Here is a 16,878-nt window from a genome sequence, read left to right as displayed (position 1 = left end):
GACGGTCAGCCGACCTCTCGCTCCTCACGTGACCGGCGCCGCTTCGGTCGAGGGGGAACGTGGTCGAGGATCACACCCACGGCGGTCACCGCACCCACGATCAACAAGGCGATGGACGTGATACGTAGCCCGCCCTCGCCGTGAAGGGCCTGGTAGCCGATCCAGGTCGCGGCTATGCAGGTCATCAGGGCATTGGCGATTCGCTTGAGGCGAGGAGCCATGCGCACTCCTGAGTCAGGTACGCCCTCCGGAACAGGGCACCTGAGTGTGGCATGGGCCTGCTGCGCGGTCGCGGCCTGGTGCAAGGAGTCGAACAGGCGGTCCGGCGAGTACGGGCGCCGGAACAGTGTGTGATCAGGCCCCAGGACGCCTCGGGCGACTGTGCAGACGGCCAGTTGGCCAACCGGGCACGAGTCTGCGCACAGCGTCATGCGGATCGTCGGTCAAGACAGTGGCTGCCCGCCAAGGCCCGTCCGACGGACGCCCCGAGGCGAGAACGTCATGGGCCCTATCCAGCCATGGCGGACGAGAGCGATCTGGGACGGCAGCGGGGACACCGGATCGATGGCCCTCCCCCGAGACCAGTTCTCCAGCAACCCCTCCGTCGTCCCGACGGCGGACACCACCATGGTCACCTTCAGTTCCCCGCCGTCGCTCCAGGTGTTCCACAGGGCCCAGCCCTCAGCCCTCGGCTCCACACCGATCCGAGCGCACACCTCCTCGTACCCCTCCTCCACCCCTGCCGGCATGACCCCGGGCTTCAGCACCGAGGCGCCGACGAGGCGGACCAGGGGCCGATCCTCCTCCGTACAGCCGTCGCCTTCGAAGTGGTAGCTGCGCAGTGTCCGAGCGAGCGCGTTCACGCTGCGCTGGAGCGGTGTCGACTCTTCGGGGTCTGCCTGGAACGAGAGCCATCCTTCGTCGGATGCCTCCACTCTGACGCGGTGGGCGAGGCGCTCGATCTCCCGGAGATGGTCCAGCTCGCTCAGCTCGGGTGAGGTCATGGCGGGAAGTCTCGCAGCAGGTCAGTCGGCACCGACACCGGTTATCGATCCGGCAAGTCCCGTCATCGACAGCGTCGCCCCCCTCCGGATGCGCGGCTGCCGGACTTGCGGGCACCCCGGACACGGGCGGCCACGAGGGCATTGTCAGTGGTGGCAGGCAGGATGACGACCATGACGACACCAGCTGCACAGATCGTGGATGCCGCCGCCTACGCACAGGCGGTCGAGGATGCGGTGAAGGCCGCGGCCGCCTACTACGAGGGCGGCACCTCACACCTGGACGACGACGCCTACGACCGGCTGGTGCGTGGCATCGCGGCGTGGGAGGCCGAGCATCCCGATGAGGTGCTGCCCGGCTCTCCGTCGGGGAAGGTCGCCGGCGGGGCCGTGGAAGGGGATGTTCCGCACACGGTGGCGATGCTCAGTCTGGACAACGTGTTCTCGCCGGAGGAGTTCACCACCTGGACCGCCTCGCTGGCCCGGCGTATCGGCCACGACGTCACCCGCTTCAGTGTCGAGCCGAAGCTCGACGGCCTGGCGATCGCCGCCCGCTACACCCACGGCCGTCTGAGACAGCTGATCACCCGCGGCGACGGGACCGCCGGCGAGGACGTCTCGCACGCGATCGGCACCATCGAGGGGCTCCCGGAGGAGCTGTCCGAGCGGGTCACCGTGGAAGTGCGCGGTGAGGTGCTGATGACCACGGCCCAGTTCGAGCACGCCAACGAGGTGCGTACCGCACACGGCGGGCAGCCGTTCGCCAATCCGCGCAACGCCGCGGCGGGCACTCTGCGCGCCAAGGAGCGTGCCTACACCGTGCCGATGACCTTCTTCGGCTACGGCCTGCTCCCCCTGCCCGACACCCGACCGGCGCTGGCGGAGCAGCTCGGCGACAGCGCGCACAGCGAACTGATGGCGCAGGCCGCCGGGCTGGGCGTGAACACCCCCGCGACGACCGCCGTGCCCGGCAGCACCGCCGACACCGTCGAGCAGGTCCTGACGCGGGTCCAGGAGATCGCGGCCCTGCGCGCCGAGCTGCCCTTCGGGATCGACGGGGTCGTCATCAAGGCCGACCTCGCCGTCGACCAGCAGACCGCCGGATCAGGGACACGCGCCCCGCGCTGGGCGATCGCCTACAAGCTCCCCGCCGTCGAGAAGGTCACCCGGCTCCTCGAAGTCGAGTGGAACGTGGGCCGCACCGGCATCATCGCGCCCCGCGCCGCCCTGGAACCGGTGGAGATCGACGGCTCCACCATCACCTACGCCACCCTGCACAACCCAGCCGACATCACCCGCCGCGACCTGCGCCTGGGCGACCACGTCATGGTCCACCGAGCCGGCGACGTCATCCCCCGCATCGAAGCCCCCGTCGCCCACCTGCGCACCGGCGACGAACAACCGATCGTCTTCCCCGAGGTCTGCCCGCGCTGCGGCTCCGCCATCGACACCAGCGAACAGCGCTGGCGCTGCGAGAACGGCCGCAACTGCCATCTGGTCGCCTCCCTGTCCTACGCCGCAGGCCGCGACCAGCTCGACATCGAAGGCCTCGGCCACACCCGAGTCGTCCAGCTCGTCGACGCCGGCCTGGTCGCCGACCTCGCCGACCTGTTCACCCTCACCCGCGACCAACTCCTCGCCCTGGAACGGATGGGCGACACCAGCACCGACAACCTCCTCGCCGCGCTGGCCGCAGCCAAGAATCAGCCGCTGTCGCGGGTGCTGTGCGCGCTCGGGGTACGCGGCACCGGCCGGTCCATGTCCCGCCGTATCGCCCGCTACTTCGCCACCATGGACAACATCCGGGCCGCCGACGCCGAGGCGATGCAGCGGGTCGACGGCATCGGTACCGAGAAGGCACCCTCCATCGTCGCCGAACTCTCCGAACTCTCCCCGCTCATCGACAAACTCGCCGCGGCCGGGGTGAACATGACCGAACCGGGCGCCACCCCGCCGGCCCCGGCAGACGGCGACAGCACGGACACCGCGGACTCCGACGGAGACGTTCCAGGAGCGGAGTTGCCGCTGGCAGGGATGGCCGTCGTGGTCACCGGTTCCATGACCGGCGCGCTGGAGAAGCTCTCCCGCAACGAGATGAACGAACTCATCGAACGTGCCGGAGGCCGCTCCTCCTCCAGCGTCTCCAAGAAGACCACTCTGGTCGTCGCCGGAGACGGCGCCGGCTCCAAGCGAGCCAAAGCCGAAGACCTCGGCATCCGTCTGGCCACCCCGGACGAATTCGCCACGCTCATCGCCGACTTCCTCGACTGACCGACACCTGGCGCCGCGGCCGGCCTCCATCTCCAGCCGCGCCGCCGCCCCTGCGGCAGGTCGGCGGGCGTTGATCGAGCGGAGCGAGGAGCGGGTGGCGACGCCCGTCCCGGCTGACGGCGCCCTGCACATCCGCGTGCGCATGGAGTCCTCCGGATCACGGCGACGTCTTCCGCTACGAGGGCGGACCCGGGCAGATCCTCTTCAGCCATCGCGGCGCGGACTCTTCGCCGTCGAGGCGCTCACCGAGGAACTCACGTCCGGGGCGCGCCTGGTGAGCGGCAAGGGGACCTGCGACGGGGCCGGGCCCGTACCAGGTGCGGTCGCACTCGCGGTGGCAGGTGGTTCTGGTGCCGACGACGGGTTCGTCGTGCTGAGTGCGTACGGGTATGCGCCGGGTCCGGGTTGTCAGAGGTGGCACGTAGCCTCCGGTCCATGGGGATTGAGATCGATGTGGTGGTGGGTTACCCGGACGGCGACGAGATGGAGCGGGTGCTCGGGTTGGCCGAGGCGGTCGACGAGCCCGTCACTGTCACGTTCCTGTGGGAAGGGCGCGAAGAAGGGGAACGTGCGGTGCTGGTGCCCGCGGCCACGCTGGCGCTCTGGGAGCATTGGGCACCCACCACCTACTCGAAGAGTGGCGCCGGGGAGGGCGGCCAGGCTGTGGCGGAGGAGCCGGAACTGGCCCATCCGGCGAGGTTCGGAGCGTTCACTCTCTTTCGTCGGCGAGCAGGAGGGCGCACGGCGGTCGCCCGTAAGGGCGTTGTCGTCGCCGAGCTCCTGGACCCCACCGAGGCGCACTGGCTCCAGGAGAAGGCACGTAACGTCCGTCAGGGCTTCATGGATCCGAAGCAGAAGGCGGCGTTCGAGGAGTTCCTCGCCCGGCAGGCATCCCTCGATGATCAGTGACGCGCCAGGTCATGCGGCCTGCGAGGGCAGGAGCGGCGGAAGCCGGGTGCGATCCTGCACATATGAATGATCTCGGTGACGCGCACCTCCGCACCTGGACGCTGCGGTTGATGACTCTGCTCGCCGCCGACACCCAGGATCAGCTTGCCTGGCTGGGCGAGCGCGAGCTGGAGACGGAGTCCGTCGTCGAGGAGGTGGAGCTCCTCTGCCGCGTCTCCGAAGGACTTGTGGAGCGCGGGGTCTTCCGGCCCAAGGATCTGCGCGATCTTCGGGCCGTCGGCCGTCGCCTCGGCGAGATCGACACCGTCTCCCGCACCGGCCTCTGGGCCCAGGCGCTGGCCACAGATCCGGCGTGGGACGAGATACGCCCTCTCGCCCGCCGGTTTCTCCTCACGACGCTGGGTGACTGGCGCCAGCCGATGCCACGTCCCGTGCGAGCGCACTCGGGCGAGCGCTGAGCAGGTCCAGACCGCGTGTTTCGACCTCGACTCGATCAATGCCGCCAACACGGTCTCGAACATGTGTTCCCAGCTCGGGGAGTGGGGCCTCCCATGAGGGCGGGCGCCAGGACCAGCGGGCCGCTGAGCGTCCGCTGGTAAAATGGGGGCACGCTTCGACATCGCCGGGGCCCGTGCCAAGGGGTACGGGCCCCGGATCGTTCCGGGGCGCCACTTCAGGAAGGTTCCCCTCATGACCGCGAAGCCGTCGGCCTCTGGACGCTCCCGCGCCGGTACACCGCAGCGGGCGACAGCGCCGCAGGGCGACCTTTCGGCGCCGGAGACGGTGGCGCCCGGCCTGCCCCCGGCCGCGTCCTTCGACGCGCTCGAGCTGCCGTCGGAGCTGAGGAAGGCGATGACCGGCCTCGGGGTGACGGAACCCTTCCCGATCCAGGCGGCCACCCTGCCCAACGCGCTGGCCGGCCGCGATGTCCTCGGCCGGGCCCGGACCGGCTCCGGCAAGACGCTGGCCTTCGGGCTGGCGCTCCTCGTCCGGACCGCGGGCCTGCGAGCGGAGTCCAAGCGCCCGCTCGCCCTGGTCCTGGTGCCGACCCGGGAGCTCGCGCAGCAGGTGAGCGACGCGCTGACGCCGTACGCGCAGACCCTGAAGGTGCGACTGACGACGGTGGTCGGCGGGCTGTCGATCAACCGGCAGCAGGCCGCGTTGCGGACCGGAGCCGAAGTGGTCATCGCGACGCCGGGGCGACTCGCCGACCTGGTGTCGCGCCGGGACTGCCACCTGAATCAGGTGCGGATCACGGTGCTGGACGAGGCGGACCAGATGTGCGACCTGGGATTCCTGCCGCAGGTCACGGAAATCCTGGACCAGGTGCATCCCGACGGGCAGCGGCTGCTGTTCTCCGCCACGCTCGACCGCAACGTCGACCAGTTGGTCCGTGACTACCTCCACGACCCGGTGCTCGCATCCGTCGACCCGGCGGCGGGCTCGGTCACCACGATGGAACACCACGTGCTCACCATCCACCCCGCCGACAAGTACGCGACCGCGACCGAGATCGCCGCGCGGGACGGCAGGGTCCTGATGTTCCTGGACACCAAGGCCGCCGTGGACCAGTTCACCCGTCACCTCCGCGCCAGCGGCGTACGGGCCGGAGCCCTGCACAGCGGAAAGTCGCAACCTCAGCGCACCCACACCCTCGGCCAGTTCAAGGACGGCGCGATCACCGTGCTGGTGGCCACCAATGTCGCCGCGCGAGGCATTCACATCGACACGCTCGACCTCGTCGTCAACGTCGATCCGCCGGCCGACGCCAAGGACTACCTGCACCGCGGCGGGCGAACGGCACGCGCCGGGGAGTCCGGGACCGTGGTCACCCTGGTCACGCCCAGCCAACGACGCGATGTGAACCGGATGATGTCCGACGCCGGAATCCGGCCGACGGTCACACAAGTACGCTCCGGCGAGGCGCAGCTGACCGCCATCACCGGTGCGAAGCGCCCGCCGACGGGGACGAAGTCCACCACCGGCAACCTCCCCTTCCGCGGCCTCGGCGACCGTACGGGCCGCCCCGCGAAGGAGTCCCGCAAAGCCGCCGAGGCCCGCAAGGCCGCGGAAGCCCGCGCGGCGGCCCGGGTACGCAGGGGCCGCTGACGCCGGCGGGGTCGCTCGCGAGCTGGGCGTCGTACGGAAGTGTGGAGCGGCGCGGGCGCGGGCCGACACGCAACTGCCTAGCGGTCGGCGGCCCGTGCCCGCCTGCGTCGCCGCAGCGGCGCTGTCGCCCACACCGTCAGCCCGACGAGGGACAGGATCAACGCCCCTCCGATGACCATGGGGACGGCCGCGATCAGAGCGAAGGTCAGTAGGAGCTCCGCCCAGGTCGGCTCCTCACCCATGCTGCTCCCCCCTTGTGCCACAACCGCCAGGACGCGGGCGGGAGTCGATCAGTTCCCGGTGTCCGGCTCAGCCGAGTCCACCGAAAGCCTCGCCCGCGAGCAAGCCGCCTGAATGTCCGCTGCGAACCCTCTCCAACGAGTGACGGCACCTACCTGGCACCTGACCCTCGACGCCCGCTCACCCTTACAGAGCAATTGATCACTTTCGAGTACCTGCGCCCGAGATCCGGGTGATATGAAACCCCTTGTCGAACGCTCCACTTCAGAGGCGGGCATGGGGAAACGGTTCCACAGGGGAACGCAGGTCGGTGTGGTGATTCTCGGGGCCGGCCCGGCGGGGCTGGTTCTGGGCAATCTGCTGCTGGACCGGGGGGTCGACTGCGTCATCCTGGAACGGCGCAGCCGGCCGGCCGTGGAGGGTCGGGCCAGGGCGGGGTTTCTCGCGGCGAACTCCGTGCGGGTGCTGGTGGAGAACGGGCTGGGTGCCGGGGTGCTGGCCCGGGGGCGGACGCACGGGACGTGTCTGTTCCGCAGCGACCGTGGGGAGTTCACCCTGGACTACGGGAAGTTGGGGCAGGGCGAGACGCACACCGTCTATCCGCAGCAGGAGCTGGTGCGGGACCTGGTGGCCGAGTTTCTACGGCGCGGTGGTGACCTGCGGTTCGAGGTCGAGGCCGAGGAGATCTCGCAGGGCCGGGTGCGGGTGCGCGGCGGCGCGGAGCTGACGGGTCGGTATGTCGCCGGCTGCGACGGGCACCGGGGTGTCGGGCGCCGAGCGCTGGCCGCCCGGGGTGTGCGGACGGACCGGTGGGATCACGGAGTCTCCTGGCTGGCGGTGCTGGTCCAGGCCCCGCCCAGCCTGGCGGCCGTGGGATACGCCCTGCACGAGCGGGGGTTCGCGGGGCACATGGCCCGTACGGAGTCCGTCACCCGGTACTACCTCCAGTGCCCGCGCGGAACCGATTCCGCGGACTGGAGCGAGGAACGGATCTGGGCCGAGCTCGCGACGCGGATGCGGACAGCGGAGTTCGGTCCCCTGCACGAGGGCGCCGTCCTGGAGAAGGCTGTCGTCGACCTGCGGTCCGACGTGCTGGAGACCCCCGGCGCCGGGCGGCTGTGGCTGGCCGGCGACGCCGCCGGGCTCATCAGCCCCTCGGCGGCCAAGGGCGCCAACCTCGCCGTCCTCCAGGCCGAGTTGCTCGCCCAGGCGCTGCACGCGGCGTTGGCGCGAAGGGACGAGAACGGCCTCGCCCGGTATGCCGCGGACTGTCTGCCGCGTGTCTGGCGGGCGCACGAGTTCTCGCACTGGATGAGCACGCTCCTGCACGGCCCGGCCGACGAGGGGGCCGAGGCCCGCTACGGGCGGGCGCTCCAGTACGCCCGGCTGGACAGCCTGCGCACCTCCCGCGCACATCAGGACTTCTTCGCCGAGAACTACACCGGCATCTGATCCCCGGGGCACCTCTGTCCCGGTTCCGTCCGCACGATCATCGGAAACCCCTTCATGAACCTCCCTGTCGCTCAGGCCTGCCTGTCCGCTTCCGACCTGGAGCGCATCGGGCGCGCGGCCGCCCATGTCCGCGACTACGACACCGAGCAGGTCCTCGCCGAACTCCTGCCCGGCCTCACGGCCGAGGAGCGGGCCGACATCTGCCGCCACCTCGTGTTCGACCACACCGCCGTACTCGTCTTCCCCGCTTCCCTCGACGGGCTCGGTGACGACCTGCGCCGCAACGGGTTCGAGCCGGGCCCGGTCACACCGAGCGTGGTGGTCCGCGAGCGGCTGGTCCGCCGCTACGGCGCGCTCGTCGGCGACACGCCGGTCGGGATCGTGCACGTTCCCGTGGACGGGCGCAGCGTGGAGATCTTCGCGCTGCCCGTACCGCCGCACTCGCCGCGGCAGGCCGTCGCCGCCGACGAGCGCGCCGCCGAGCACGAGGTGCACCACGCGTTCGCGGTCACAGCACCGGGGGCGGTGGTACCGGCCGGGCTGCGGACGCTGCTCCAGGAGCGGGGCGGCGCGGTGCCGGACGGTGGTGGGTACAACGGCCATGAGAACGTGACCGTCCTGTACTTCCGTACCAGGCAGCACCGCCGCTTCGAACTGCGGCTGCCCGGCCGCCACGAGCCGCTGCCGGACCCCTCGGTCTCGTTGCTCGGCGTCATGACCGGCGCCTGGGCCACCCAGGCCGTCGCCGCCATGGCGGAGCTGGGGATCGCCGACCACCTCGCCGACCGGCCGGGGCTCGACGCCGACGCCCTCGCGGACCTCACCGGCACCGATCCGGACGCGCTGCGCAGACTGCTGCGCTACCTCGCCGCGCTGGGCCTGCTGACGTCCGCCGCAGATACGTATCACCTGACCGCCCTCGGTCAACCTCTGCGCACCGACACCGAGTTCTCCCTGCGGCCGCTGGCCCAGCTCTACGGCGGCCCGTTCTACGACTCCTTCGCCGGGCTGACGTACTCCGTACGCACCGGACGCGAGGCCTTCGCCCACCGCTACGGGCAGCACCACTTCACCTACTTCGCCGAACGGCCCGAACTCGGCACGCTGTTCAACCGGGCGATGGCCGCGAGCGCGGAGATGTTCACGCCGGTTCCGGCCTTGGTGGACTTCTCCGGTGCGCGGCGCGTCGTCGACGTCGGCGGCGGAAACGGCGCCCTGCTCACGCGCGTGCTGCGGACACACGGGCATCTGGAGGGCGTACTCCTGGAACGGCCCGAGGCGCTGGAGGCGGCACGGAAGGAACTGGCCGCCGCAGGGCTCGACCCGCGGTGTTCCTTCGTCGTCGGGGACTTCACGGAGGCGGTGCCGGAGGGAGGCGATGTCTACCTGCTGTCCCGGGTGCTGCACGACTGGGACGACGAGCGGTGCCTGACCATTCTCCGGCGGTGCGCTCAGGCGATGCGGGCGGGAACCGAACTGCTCGTCGTGGAGCGGCTGTTGCCCGATGGCGACGGGGTGCCGTCACCTGCGGTGGCCTGGGACGTCCATATGTTGTGCAACGTGGGCGGGCGGGAGCGGACCGAGGAACACTACGAACGGCTGCTGGCGGAAGCGGGCTTCGAGGTGACGGCGCGCCATGGTCTGCCCCTGGGCGGCTCGCTGATCCATGCCGTCAGAGGTGCCGCGAACTGAGTTGTCCGTGAACTCCCCCGGAATTGTCCTTGATCGGTAACAGGCGGATCCCGGGGCCGCCGTCCATCGTCCTGCCTGGTGTCGCGAGGCGGCGCGGGATCGGCGTGGAACAGTTGGAAAGTGGGGCGGACATGGCACAGCACGGCGGCGGGCGGGGCTGGTACGGCAAGGTCGTCGGAGCTGCTCTCGGTGTGACGGTGCTGGCCGCCGGTGCCTCGGCGTGGTCCGCGCAGGCCGGTGCCGTGGACGGCTCGGCCCCGCGGGCGGAGAGTTCCGCCACGCCGGGTGCTGGTGTCAAGCCCGTGTCGGTGACCATCGCGCACGCCTCGGACAAGGGCGCGCGCGGTGTCAACATCACCATCGACGACGGCCCCGACCCCGTATGGACCCCTCAGATGCTCGACGTGCTGCGGGAGAACGGGGTCAAGGCCACGTTCTGCATGGTCGGAACGCAGGCGCAGGCCCATCCGGACCTCGTGAAGCAGGTGGTCGCGGCCGGGCACCGGCTGTGCGACCACTCGGTGGCGCACGACACCACCATGGACTCCAAGGCACAGGCGTACCAGTCGCAGCAGATCCTCGACGCCGAACGCATGATCACCGAGGCGTCCGGAGGCGTCCGGCCGATGTACTACCGGGCCCCCGGCGGCGCGTTCACGCCCTACAGCCGCCAGCTCGCCGCCTCCCGGGGCATGCGTCCGCTGGGCTGGAACGTGGACACCAAGGACTTCGAGCGACCGGGCGCCGACGCCATCGTCGCCACGGTCCAGCAGGAGCTGTCCAACGGACCGACGCTCCTCTTCCATGACGCGGGCGGCGACCGTTCCCAGACCGTCGAGGCCCTGCGCCGGGTCCTGCCCTGGCTCAAGTCACAGGGCTACTCCTGCGGCTTCCCGGTGCGCTGAGCCCGGTCCCTCGCGGCCACAGACGTTTCGGGCCCGCGAGCCAAGCTCGCGGGCCCGAAACGTCTGCCTTCAGAACTAGGCGGGGGTGATGTTCTCCGCCTGCGGGCCCTTCTGGCCCTGGGTGATGTCGAAGGTCACCGCCTGGCCTTCCTGGAGCTCACGGAAGCCGGAGGCGTTGATGTTGGAGTAGTGGGCGAAGACGTCCGGTCCGCCGCCGTCCTGGGCGATGAAGCCGAAGCCCTTCTCCGCGTTGAACCACTTGACGGTTCCGCTGGCCATGCTGGTACCTCTCAGTAGACGTCAGAACCGCACCGCGCGGTCCTGAAGGTGCTCGCCCTGGTCCGGCACTGCACAGCAAAGCGCCCGCGCCTAAGCGCGGGCAGGTACTGCGAACCACGACAGCTGGAAGTGACGCTACACCGCGGAAAGGACGATCACCAGAGAGCAACAACGGTGAACCCCACCATGTCGGTTGGAAAGCTCCATCAATGACTTCATTCCGGCGGATTCCGCGGTTCTGAATTGTTTAAAACGACACGGAAACGCCGGTCACTCTCGGCCCCCCGGATATCAGCGAGGCTTTCCCTGCCCATGCCCGTGTCTTCACGCAACGGTCTTCGCGCGGAACTGTGATGACGGGTGCGGTGCTCATGTGCCGTCGCCCACCGCACAGGCCAGAGGACAGGAGAGGTATGTCTGTGATTGCCGAGACACCCGGACGCACAGCACACCGTGGACAGCGCAGGACCGCACGCGGCTTCGCTGCGGGGACCGCACTCGCCCTGATCGCGTTCGCTCCCTCGGCGGCCGCGAGCGAGCGGGACGGTTCGGTCGGCGGCGGTGGGATCTCCTGGACCACGCAGTACGTGGCTCCCGGGGTCGAGGTCCGTACCGGGGTGTTGAGCGACCCGGAGGCCGCCGGTGTCTGGACGGTCACGGTTCAGGCACCCGCGGTCAACCGCCTGACCGGGGCGGCCACATGGGCGCCGCTCGGTGACCGGTCCTGGGCCGACGCCACCGCCGAGAAGCTGCGGGCGGCCGGGTTCGCGCCGCGCTTGGAGCGGGTGACCTGGGACGCGTACACGGACACACCGCGCGGCACGATGGGGTGGCAGGTCAGGGTCGGACAGTACGGCAGCCAGGCCGAGGCCCGTACGCTCAACTCGGCCGTGTCGGGGGCGGGTTTCCGTACGTCCGTCGAGTGGACCGGCTACGACGGGCGGCAGCGTGCCGACGCGGAGCGCGTCCACGTGGCCGTCATCGATCCGGGCCGGCTGCGGGGCACGGTCGAGGTCAGCGACGGCGGTAACGCGGCCGACCGGGAGAAGACCTCGGTGGTGGCCGCTCGCCTGGGGTCCCTGGTGGGCGTCAACGGTGGATTCTTCGTCACGTCCGACGCGGATGGCGTACAGGGCACGATCGCCGGCCTGTCGGTGGTGGACGGCGAGTTGCAGTCGATGGCGGTCGGCTCTCGCGCCGCGCTGGTCCTCGAGGACGGGGGACGGCACGCGCGTGTGGCGGATCTGTCCAGCAGCGTGACCGTGCGCGCCGGATCCGCCGTCCACGCGGTGGAGGGCATCAACCGGGTGCCGGGCAAGGTGCGCAACTGCGGTCGTCCCGGTGCCGTCCCCACCGAACTGCCCCGTCAGGACGTCACATGTGCCCTGGCGGACGATCTGGTGAAGTTCACGGCTTCGTTCGGAGCACCACTGCCGACAGGCTCCGGTGTCCAGGTGGTGCTGGACGAGCACGACGTCGTCGTCTCCCGTGGCGACCGGGGCGGCTCCGTGCCCGCCGGGGGCTCCGTCCTCCAGGGCACCGGGGCAGCGGCCACCTGGCTGACCGAGCACGCCGAGGTGGGCGGGCGGCTGCACCTGCGCGAGACCGTGCGGGACGCCGCGGGACGGCGGCTGCACCTCGGTCGCCACGACGACATCGTCAGCGCGGCACCCACCCTCGTCCAGAACGGCCGCATCCACATCGACGCCGCCACCGAGGGCACCCTGGACCCGCTCGACCTCTCCTTCGGCTTCGCCTGGTCCAACGTCCGCCAGCCCCGCACCCTGGCCGGCATCGACCGGCACGGCAGACTGCTGCTGGCGACCGTCGACGGCCGCCAGCCCGGCGTCAGCGAAGGTTTCACGCTCGGCGAGGCCGCGCGGTTCATGCGGTCCCTGGGCGCCGTTCACGCCCTCAACCTCGACGGTGGCGGCTCCAGCGCGATGGCCGTCGGCGGGGCTCTGGTCAACGTGCCGTCGGACGCGACCGGTGAGCGAGCGGTCGGCGACACGGTCCAGGTTCTGCCGCGTGCGGGGCAGGGCTGACTTCGTCAGGGCGGGCTGCTTCGGAGCGCGGATATGGGTGAGGGGCGCCCGTTTGGCCCCGATCAGTCCGAAGGCGGAGCGCAGGGCAGGGAGACTGGGACCGTCCAGGAGCGATGAGTCTCGCCGTGGTCGCCGGTCTCCATCCCCGACACACGATCAGTCGCACTCTGCACTCAAGGAGAGCATCGTGACCGCTACGTACACCTTCGACGTCTTTTCCAGCCTCGACGGCTACGGCGCCGCCGGCGGCGACTGGACCGGCTACTGGGGCAAGCAGGGTCCCGAGCTCCTCGACCGCCGCCTCGCCCTGTACAGCGAGGAGCAGCGGATGGTCTTCGGGGCGAACACCTATCGCGCGTTCGCGCAGATGCTGGCCACGAGCACCGAGGGGTCCGACGTGCGTGACCCATGGGTCACCCGGATGAGGAGCCTGCCGTCCACCGTGGTGTCGACCACGCTCGAAGGCCCCCTCGCCTGGCCGGAGGCGAGCGTCGCGAACGGCGACGCCGTGGACGTCGTCGCCCGGCTCAAGGAGGAGTCCGAGGTGCCGTTGCGCTCGCACGGCAGCCTGTCGATGAACCGGGCGCTGATGGCCGCAGGGCTGGTCGACCGCGTCCAGGTCACCCTCTTCCCCGTGATCACCGGCCAGACCGGACTGGACCCGATCTTCCGGGGCGCGCCCGACTTCGACCTCGAACTGATCGAGCACCGCACCCTCGACGGCCGTATCCAAGAGCTCATCTACCGGCCCACCCTGCATGCCTGACCCGACAATCGCCCACGGCGGTCAAGCTGGGAACCGCCCCCCGGTGGCGGCATTGAGCCGGGCGAGACCCCGCCGACGTGAGTCGGCCGAGCGACCGCAACAGGGCACCGGGTGACCGTACCGGGCCGATAATCATTGGGGGGCCTGTGGCGTTCCTCGTATCTTGGCGCCATGACGGACGAGGGAGAGCCGAAGCTCTATGTGAACCGCTGGGGCGACGCCTCGGCGCCGAGCCGGGGCGGGCCGGAGCCGGAGCCGGAGCCCGCCACCGACGTCTGCTCGTGCTTCGCCGGCTCCAGGCCACGCCCGGGCGCCGGGGTCGGGTTCCACTCCGAACGGCAGGACACCTCAGCCCCAGGCTGGCAGCGCCTGCTGGAGCTGGTCGACGAGGCCGCCGCCGACGGGCGTGAGGAGTTCCGCCCTCTGGTCGAGCTCAGCTCCGAGGAGCGACGACAGGTCGTCACCCTGCCGCCGAGCATCGCCAAGCTCACCGCGGTCAAGCACCTCATGCTCTACGGCAGCAATCTGGTGCGGATCCCGCCCGAGATCGGGGCCATGAGCAGCCTGGAGGAGTTCACGCCGTACACCTCCTACCGGCTCCACTGGTTCCCGTACGAGATCACCCGGTGCCGCAAGCTCGTCAGCAGTACGGTCAGCACGCGCGCGCTGTTCGGCAACTACAAGCTGCGGCCGCCCTTCCCCCACCTGGAGTCCTCCCAGGACTCCGTCACCGAGCTCGATACGGCTCACCTCGATCCCCAGCGCTGGGGAGCCACCTCCGTGCACCAGTGCAGTGTCTGCGAACGGCCGGTCGGGCAGAGCGGCCTCCATCAGGTGTGGATCTCGCTCCGGGTGGCCACGGACGTGCTGCCTCTCCTGGTCAACGCCTGCTCGTCCGCGTGCGTGGCCGGCCTGCCCGATGGCGCCGAGGACTACATCCGCACGCCCCACAAGGGCGGCCGCGTCGATCAACCGCCCTCTGACTGGGACTGACCAGCCGACTCCGGCACCCGGCGGCGTCCCACGACACCCCCGCCGTCTATGAGGGTGCTGTGAATTTCCGATGCGGTTGAACGGACGTGAGTCCCCATCCGTATGGGGCCGGGGGGATTTCCATGCCCGGGACGGACGACAGGCGCAGGAGTACTTCCGTGGGACGCAGTAATCGCAGACGCCCAACAGGTGCACGACGTGCGACCTTTGCAGCCGTGGCGCTCATGTTGGGCGGTGGTGGCCTGGTCGCGGCGAATGTGTACGCCTCCGCGACCGAGGGCGGCCCCGACACGAGCCAGACGACCGACGGCGGTTGGCAGGCGGGCACGATCGACTGCCCCGACGTGGGCGACAGCTTGACGAACGTGCCGGACGACGCCAGGGAGGAGGTCGACAAAGAGCTCGCCCTGCTGGATCAGCAGATAGCCGAGGCGTACCAGAAGTTGCAGGACCCGGCGGTGCAAGGTGAAGAGGCCGCGGCGAACGGGATCATGAATCCGCTGGCGGAGAACCGAACCGCGACGATCGAGCGCATCGCCGCCGCGCTCGAACGCGCCGGTGAGCGCCCTGAGGGCCTCGACCAGCTGGCGGCGTGCACACTGCGCCAGTCCGACGACCAGGCCGACGGGCAGGACGGCCAGGGCGATCAGGGTCAAGAAGGCGGCCAGGATCAGGGCGGCCAGCAGCAGGGCAACGGCGGACAGTCCGGCAACGGCCCCGTCGCCGCCGACTTCGCCGACATCACCACCGCACCGCCCGCCGCACAGGCCCCGAACCCCGGAGCCGACGCCTCCCGCGGCACCTTCGCCACCAGCTGCGGCGTGAACGCGAACGGCCTGTTCAACTCGGACAACGTGATCGTGGCCCCCGGCGTGTCCAACGGTGCCCACCACTTCCACGACTACATCGGCAACCAGGCCAACAACGCCTTCGCCGACGACAACGAGCTGGCCAACGGCGGCACCAGTTGTGTCGACCAGGGCGACAAGTCCTCCTACTACTGGCCCGTCCTGCGTCTGCAGAACGGCACCCAGGAGCAGGACGCGGGCGCGCCCGGCGGCGGCATCGAGGGCAACGCGGGTGAGATCGTCACACCCAAGGACGTCACCCTCACCTTTGTCGGCAGCCCGAACAGCAAGGTCACGGCGATGCCGCGGCTGCTGCGCATCATCACCGGTGACGCCAAGGCGTTCGTCAACGGCACCGCCAACGCCAACGCGTCGTGGAGCTGCACCGGCTTCGAGGACCGCCAGTTGAAGGACAAGTACCCGGTCTGTCCCCAGGGCAGTGACGTGGTCCGCACCTTCAAGTTCCAGAGCTGCTGGGACGGTCGCAACATCGACAGCGCCAACCACCGCACGCACGTGGCGTTCGCGCAGGCCGACGGTGCCTGCCCGGCCGGCTTCCAGGCCATCCCGCAGCTGGTCCAGCGCATCGTCTACGACGTCGACGCGCCGAGCCTCCAGGACGGCGGCCGCACTTCTCCGCTCTTCGCCGTGGACGCCTTCCCCGAGCAGCTGCACAAGCCCGTCACCGACCACGGTGACTTCATCAACGTCTTCGACGAGGGCCTGATGAACGAGATGGTCGGCTGCATCAACGACGGTCGCCAGTGCGGAGACGGCGCGGACGAGGAGCCCGGCGACGACGACGGCAACGGCAACGGCAACGGTTCAGACGACGGCTCCGACAACGGGTCTGACAATGGCTCGGACAACGGGTCGAGCCAGGAACCGGGGCCTGGTTCCGACAACGGCTCCGAGAACCCCGGCGGATCCGACGACGAGCCGCAGCAGGAGCCGACGCCGACCGCCGACGTACCGAGCGACGACGCGAGCACCGCACCCGCGGACGACGAGCCGAAGACGTACACCTCGCCCTCGGCCACCCAGAAGCCCGACGTGCAGTCCCCCGAGGCCACCTCGTACCCCCGCAACGACAGCACGCCGAGCGCGTCCGAGAGCGGCTCGACCGGCATCGTGGCGCAGCCCCCGGCCGCTGCCCAGCCCGCACCGCAGGGCGGCAGCCTCGCTGAGACCGGCGGCCAGTTGTGGCCGGCCGCTGCCGGAGCGGTCCTGCTGATCTCCGGGTTCGTCCTCCTGCGCCGCACCAGGCGCCGTTACATGTGACGCCACCCCTCGGTGGGGGGGGGGGGGGGGGGGCCGCCCCCCCCCCCCCCCCCCCCCCCCCCCCCCCCACCCCGCACGCACAGCACT

General features: G+C 70.4%; 15 protein-coding genes. 11 read left to right on the top strand and 4 right to left on the bottom strand.

Annotated features, from left to right (window positions below; genetic code table 11):
* Window positions 1-5: 5 nt before the first annotated feature.
* Both ACFY0U_RS43140 and ACFY0U_RS43135 read right to left on the bottom strand, forming a co-directional pair.
* Entirely contained in the window at window positions 6-221 is a 216-nt protein-coding gene (locus ACFY0U_RS43140; protein ID WP_388645644.1) for a hypothetical protein, read from the bottom strand.
* Between the two features lie 222 nt (window positions 222-443).
* Window positions 444-1,004 (bottom strand): hypothetical protein, encoded by a 561-nt coding sequence (locus ACFY0U_RS43135; RefSeq protein WP_388645643.1) that lies wholly within the window; start codon window positions 1,002-1,004, stop codon window positions 444-446.
* A 171-nt stretch (window positions 1,005-1,175) separates the two neighbouring features.
* Between ACFY0U_RS43135 and ligA the strand changes: the two genes are divergently transcribed.
* The 4 genes from ligA to ACFY0U_RS43115 all read left to right on the top strand — a co-directional run bounded on the left by ligA (window position 1,176) and on the right by ACFY0U_RS43115 (window position 6,290).
* Entirely contained in the window at window positions 1,176-3,272 is a 2,097-nt protein-coding gene (ligA, locus tag ACFY0U_RS43130; RefSeq protein WP_388645641.1) for an NAD-dependent DNA ligase LigA, read from the top strand.
* A 435-nt stretch (window positions 3,273-3,707) separates the two neighbouring features.
* Entirely contained in the window at window positions 3,708-4,181 is a 474-nt protein-coding gene (locus tag ACFY0U_RS43125) for a hypothetical protein (RefSeq protein WP_388645640.1), read from the top strand.
* Window positions 4,182-4,243: 62 nt separating this feature from the next.
* Window positions 4,244-4,639 carry a hypothetical protein gene (locus ACFY0U_RS43120; protein WP_388645638.1) on the top strand — a complete coding sequence of 132 codons (396 nt, stop codon included), beginning with the start codon at window positions 4,244-4,246 and terminating at the stop codon, window positions 4,637-4,639.
* Window positions 4,640-4,871: 232 nt separating this feature from the next.
* Complete coding sequence (locus ACFY0U_RS43115; RefSeq protein WP_388645636.1) at window positions 4,872-6,290, top strand: DEAD/DEAH box helicase; 1,419 nt, start codon at window positions 4,872-4,874, stop codon at window positions 6,288-6,290.
* Window positions 6,291-6,367: 77 nt separating this feature from the next.
* On the opposite strand, the gene ACFY0U_RS43110 is transcribed toward ACFY0U_RS43115, so the two are convergent.
* Entirely contained in the window at window positions 6,368-6,532 is a 165-nt protein-coding gene (locus ACFY0U_RS43110) for a hypothetical protein (RefSeq protein ID WP_388645635.1), read from the bottom strand.
* Between the two features lie 310 nt (window positions 6,533-6,842).
* On the opposite strand from ACFY0U_RS43110, the gene ACFY0U_RS43105 reads away from it, so the two are divergent.
* The 3 genes from ACFY0U_RS43105 to ACFY0U_RS43095 all read left to right on the top strand — a co-directional run bounded on the left by ACFY0U_RS43105 (window position 6,843) and on the right by ACFY0U_RS43095 (window position 10,579).
* Window positions 6,843-7,982 carry a 4-hydroxybenzoate 3-monooxygenase gene (locus tag ACFY0U_RS43105; RefSeq protein ID WP_388645634.1) on the top strand — a complete coding sequence of 380 codons (1,140 nt, stop codon included), beginning with the start codon at window positions 6,843-6,845 and terminating at the stop codon, window positions 7,980-7,982.
* Window positions 7,983-8,036: 54 nt separating this feature from the next.
* The gene (locus ACFY0U_RS43100) at window positions 8,037-9,674 is read left to right on the top strand and encodes a methyltransferase (protein ID WP_388645632.1); all 1,638 of its coding nucleotides are present in this window, start codon (window positions 8,037-8,039) and stop codon (window positions 9,672-9,674) included.
* 131 nt (window positions 9,675-9,805) lie between these two features.
* On the top strand, window positions 9,806-10,579 hold the full coding sequence (locus ACFY0U_RS43095) for a polysaccharide deacetylase family protein (protein WP_388645630.1): 774 nt from the start codon (window positions 9,806-9,808) through the stop codon (window positions 10,577-10,579).
* Between the two features lie 75 nt (window positions 10,580-10,654).
* Here ACFY0U_RS43095 and ACFY0U_RS43090 read toward each other — a convergent pair whose 3' ends face one another.
* On the bottom strand, window positions 10,655-10,858 hold the full coding sequence (locus tag ACFY0U_RS43090; protein ID WP_037751662.1) for a cold-shock protein: 204 nt from the start codon (window positions 10,856-10,858) through the stop codon (window positions 10,655-10,657).
* A gap of 413 nt (window positions 10,859-11,271) precedes the next feature.
* Here ACFY0U_RS43090 and ACFY0U_RS43085 point away from each other — a divergent pair, with 413 nt between their 5' ends.
* From ACFY0U_RS43085 to ACFY0U_RS43070, 4 genes are all read left to right on the top strand, one after another.
* Window positions 11,272-12,903 (top strand): phosphodiester glycosidase family protein, encoded by a 1,632-nt coding sequence (locus ACFY0U_RS43085; protein ID WP_388645629.1) that lies wholly within the window; start codon window positions 11,272-11,274, stop codon window positions 12,901-12,903.
* Between the two features lie 187 nt (window positions 12,904-13,090).
* Window positions 13,091-13,669, top strand: coding sequence for a dihydrofolate reductase family protein (locus tag ACFY0U_RS43080; protein ID WP_388645628.1), 579 nt, complete (start codon window positions 13,091-13,093; stop codon window positions 13,667-13,669).
* Between the two features lie 171 nt (window positions 13,670-13,840).
* Window positions 13,841-14,662 (top strand): leucine-rich repeat domain-containing protein, encoded by an 822-nt coding sequence (locus tag ACFY0U_RS43075; RefSeq protein WP_388645627.1) that lies wholly within the window; start codon window positions 13,841-13,843, stop codon window positions 14,660-14,662.
* Window positions 14,663-14,886: 224 nt separating this feature from the next.
* Window positions 14,887-16,791 (top strand): DUF1996 domain-containing protein, encoded by a 1,905-nt coding sequence (locus ACFY0U_RS43070; RefSeq protein WP_388645711.1) that lies wholly within the window; start codon window positions 14,887-14,889, stop codon window positions 16,789-16,791.
* Window positions 16,792-16,878 lie beyond the last annotated feature (87 nt).

This window comes from Streptomyces sp. NPDC001536, from assembly GCF_042894505.1.
In the GTDB taxonomy this organism is placed as follows: domain Bacteria; phylum Actinomycetota; class Actinomycetes; order Streptomycetales; family Streptomycetaceae; genus Streptomyces.
Note: the sequence above shows the minus strand (reverse complement) of the source record. Positions and strands in the feature narration are given on the sequence as shown.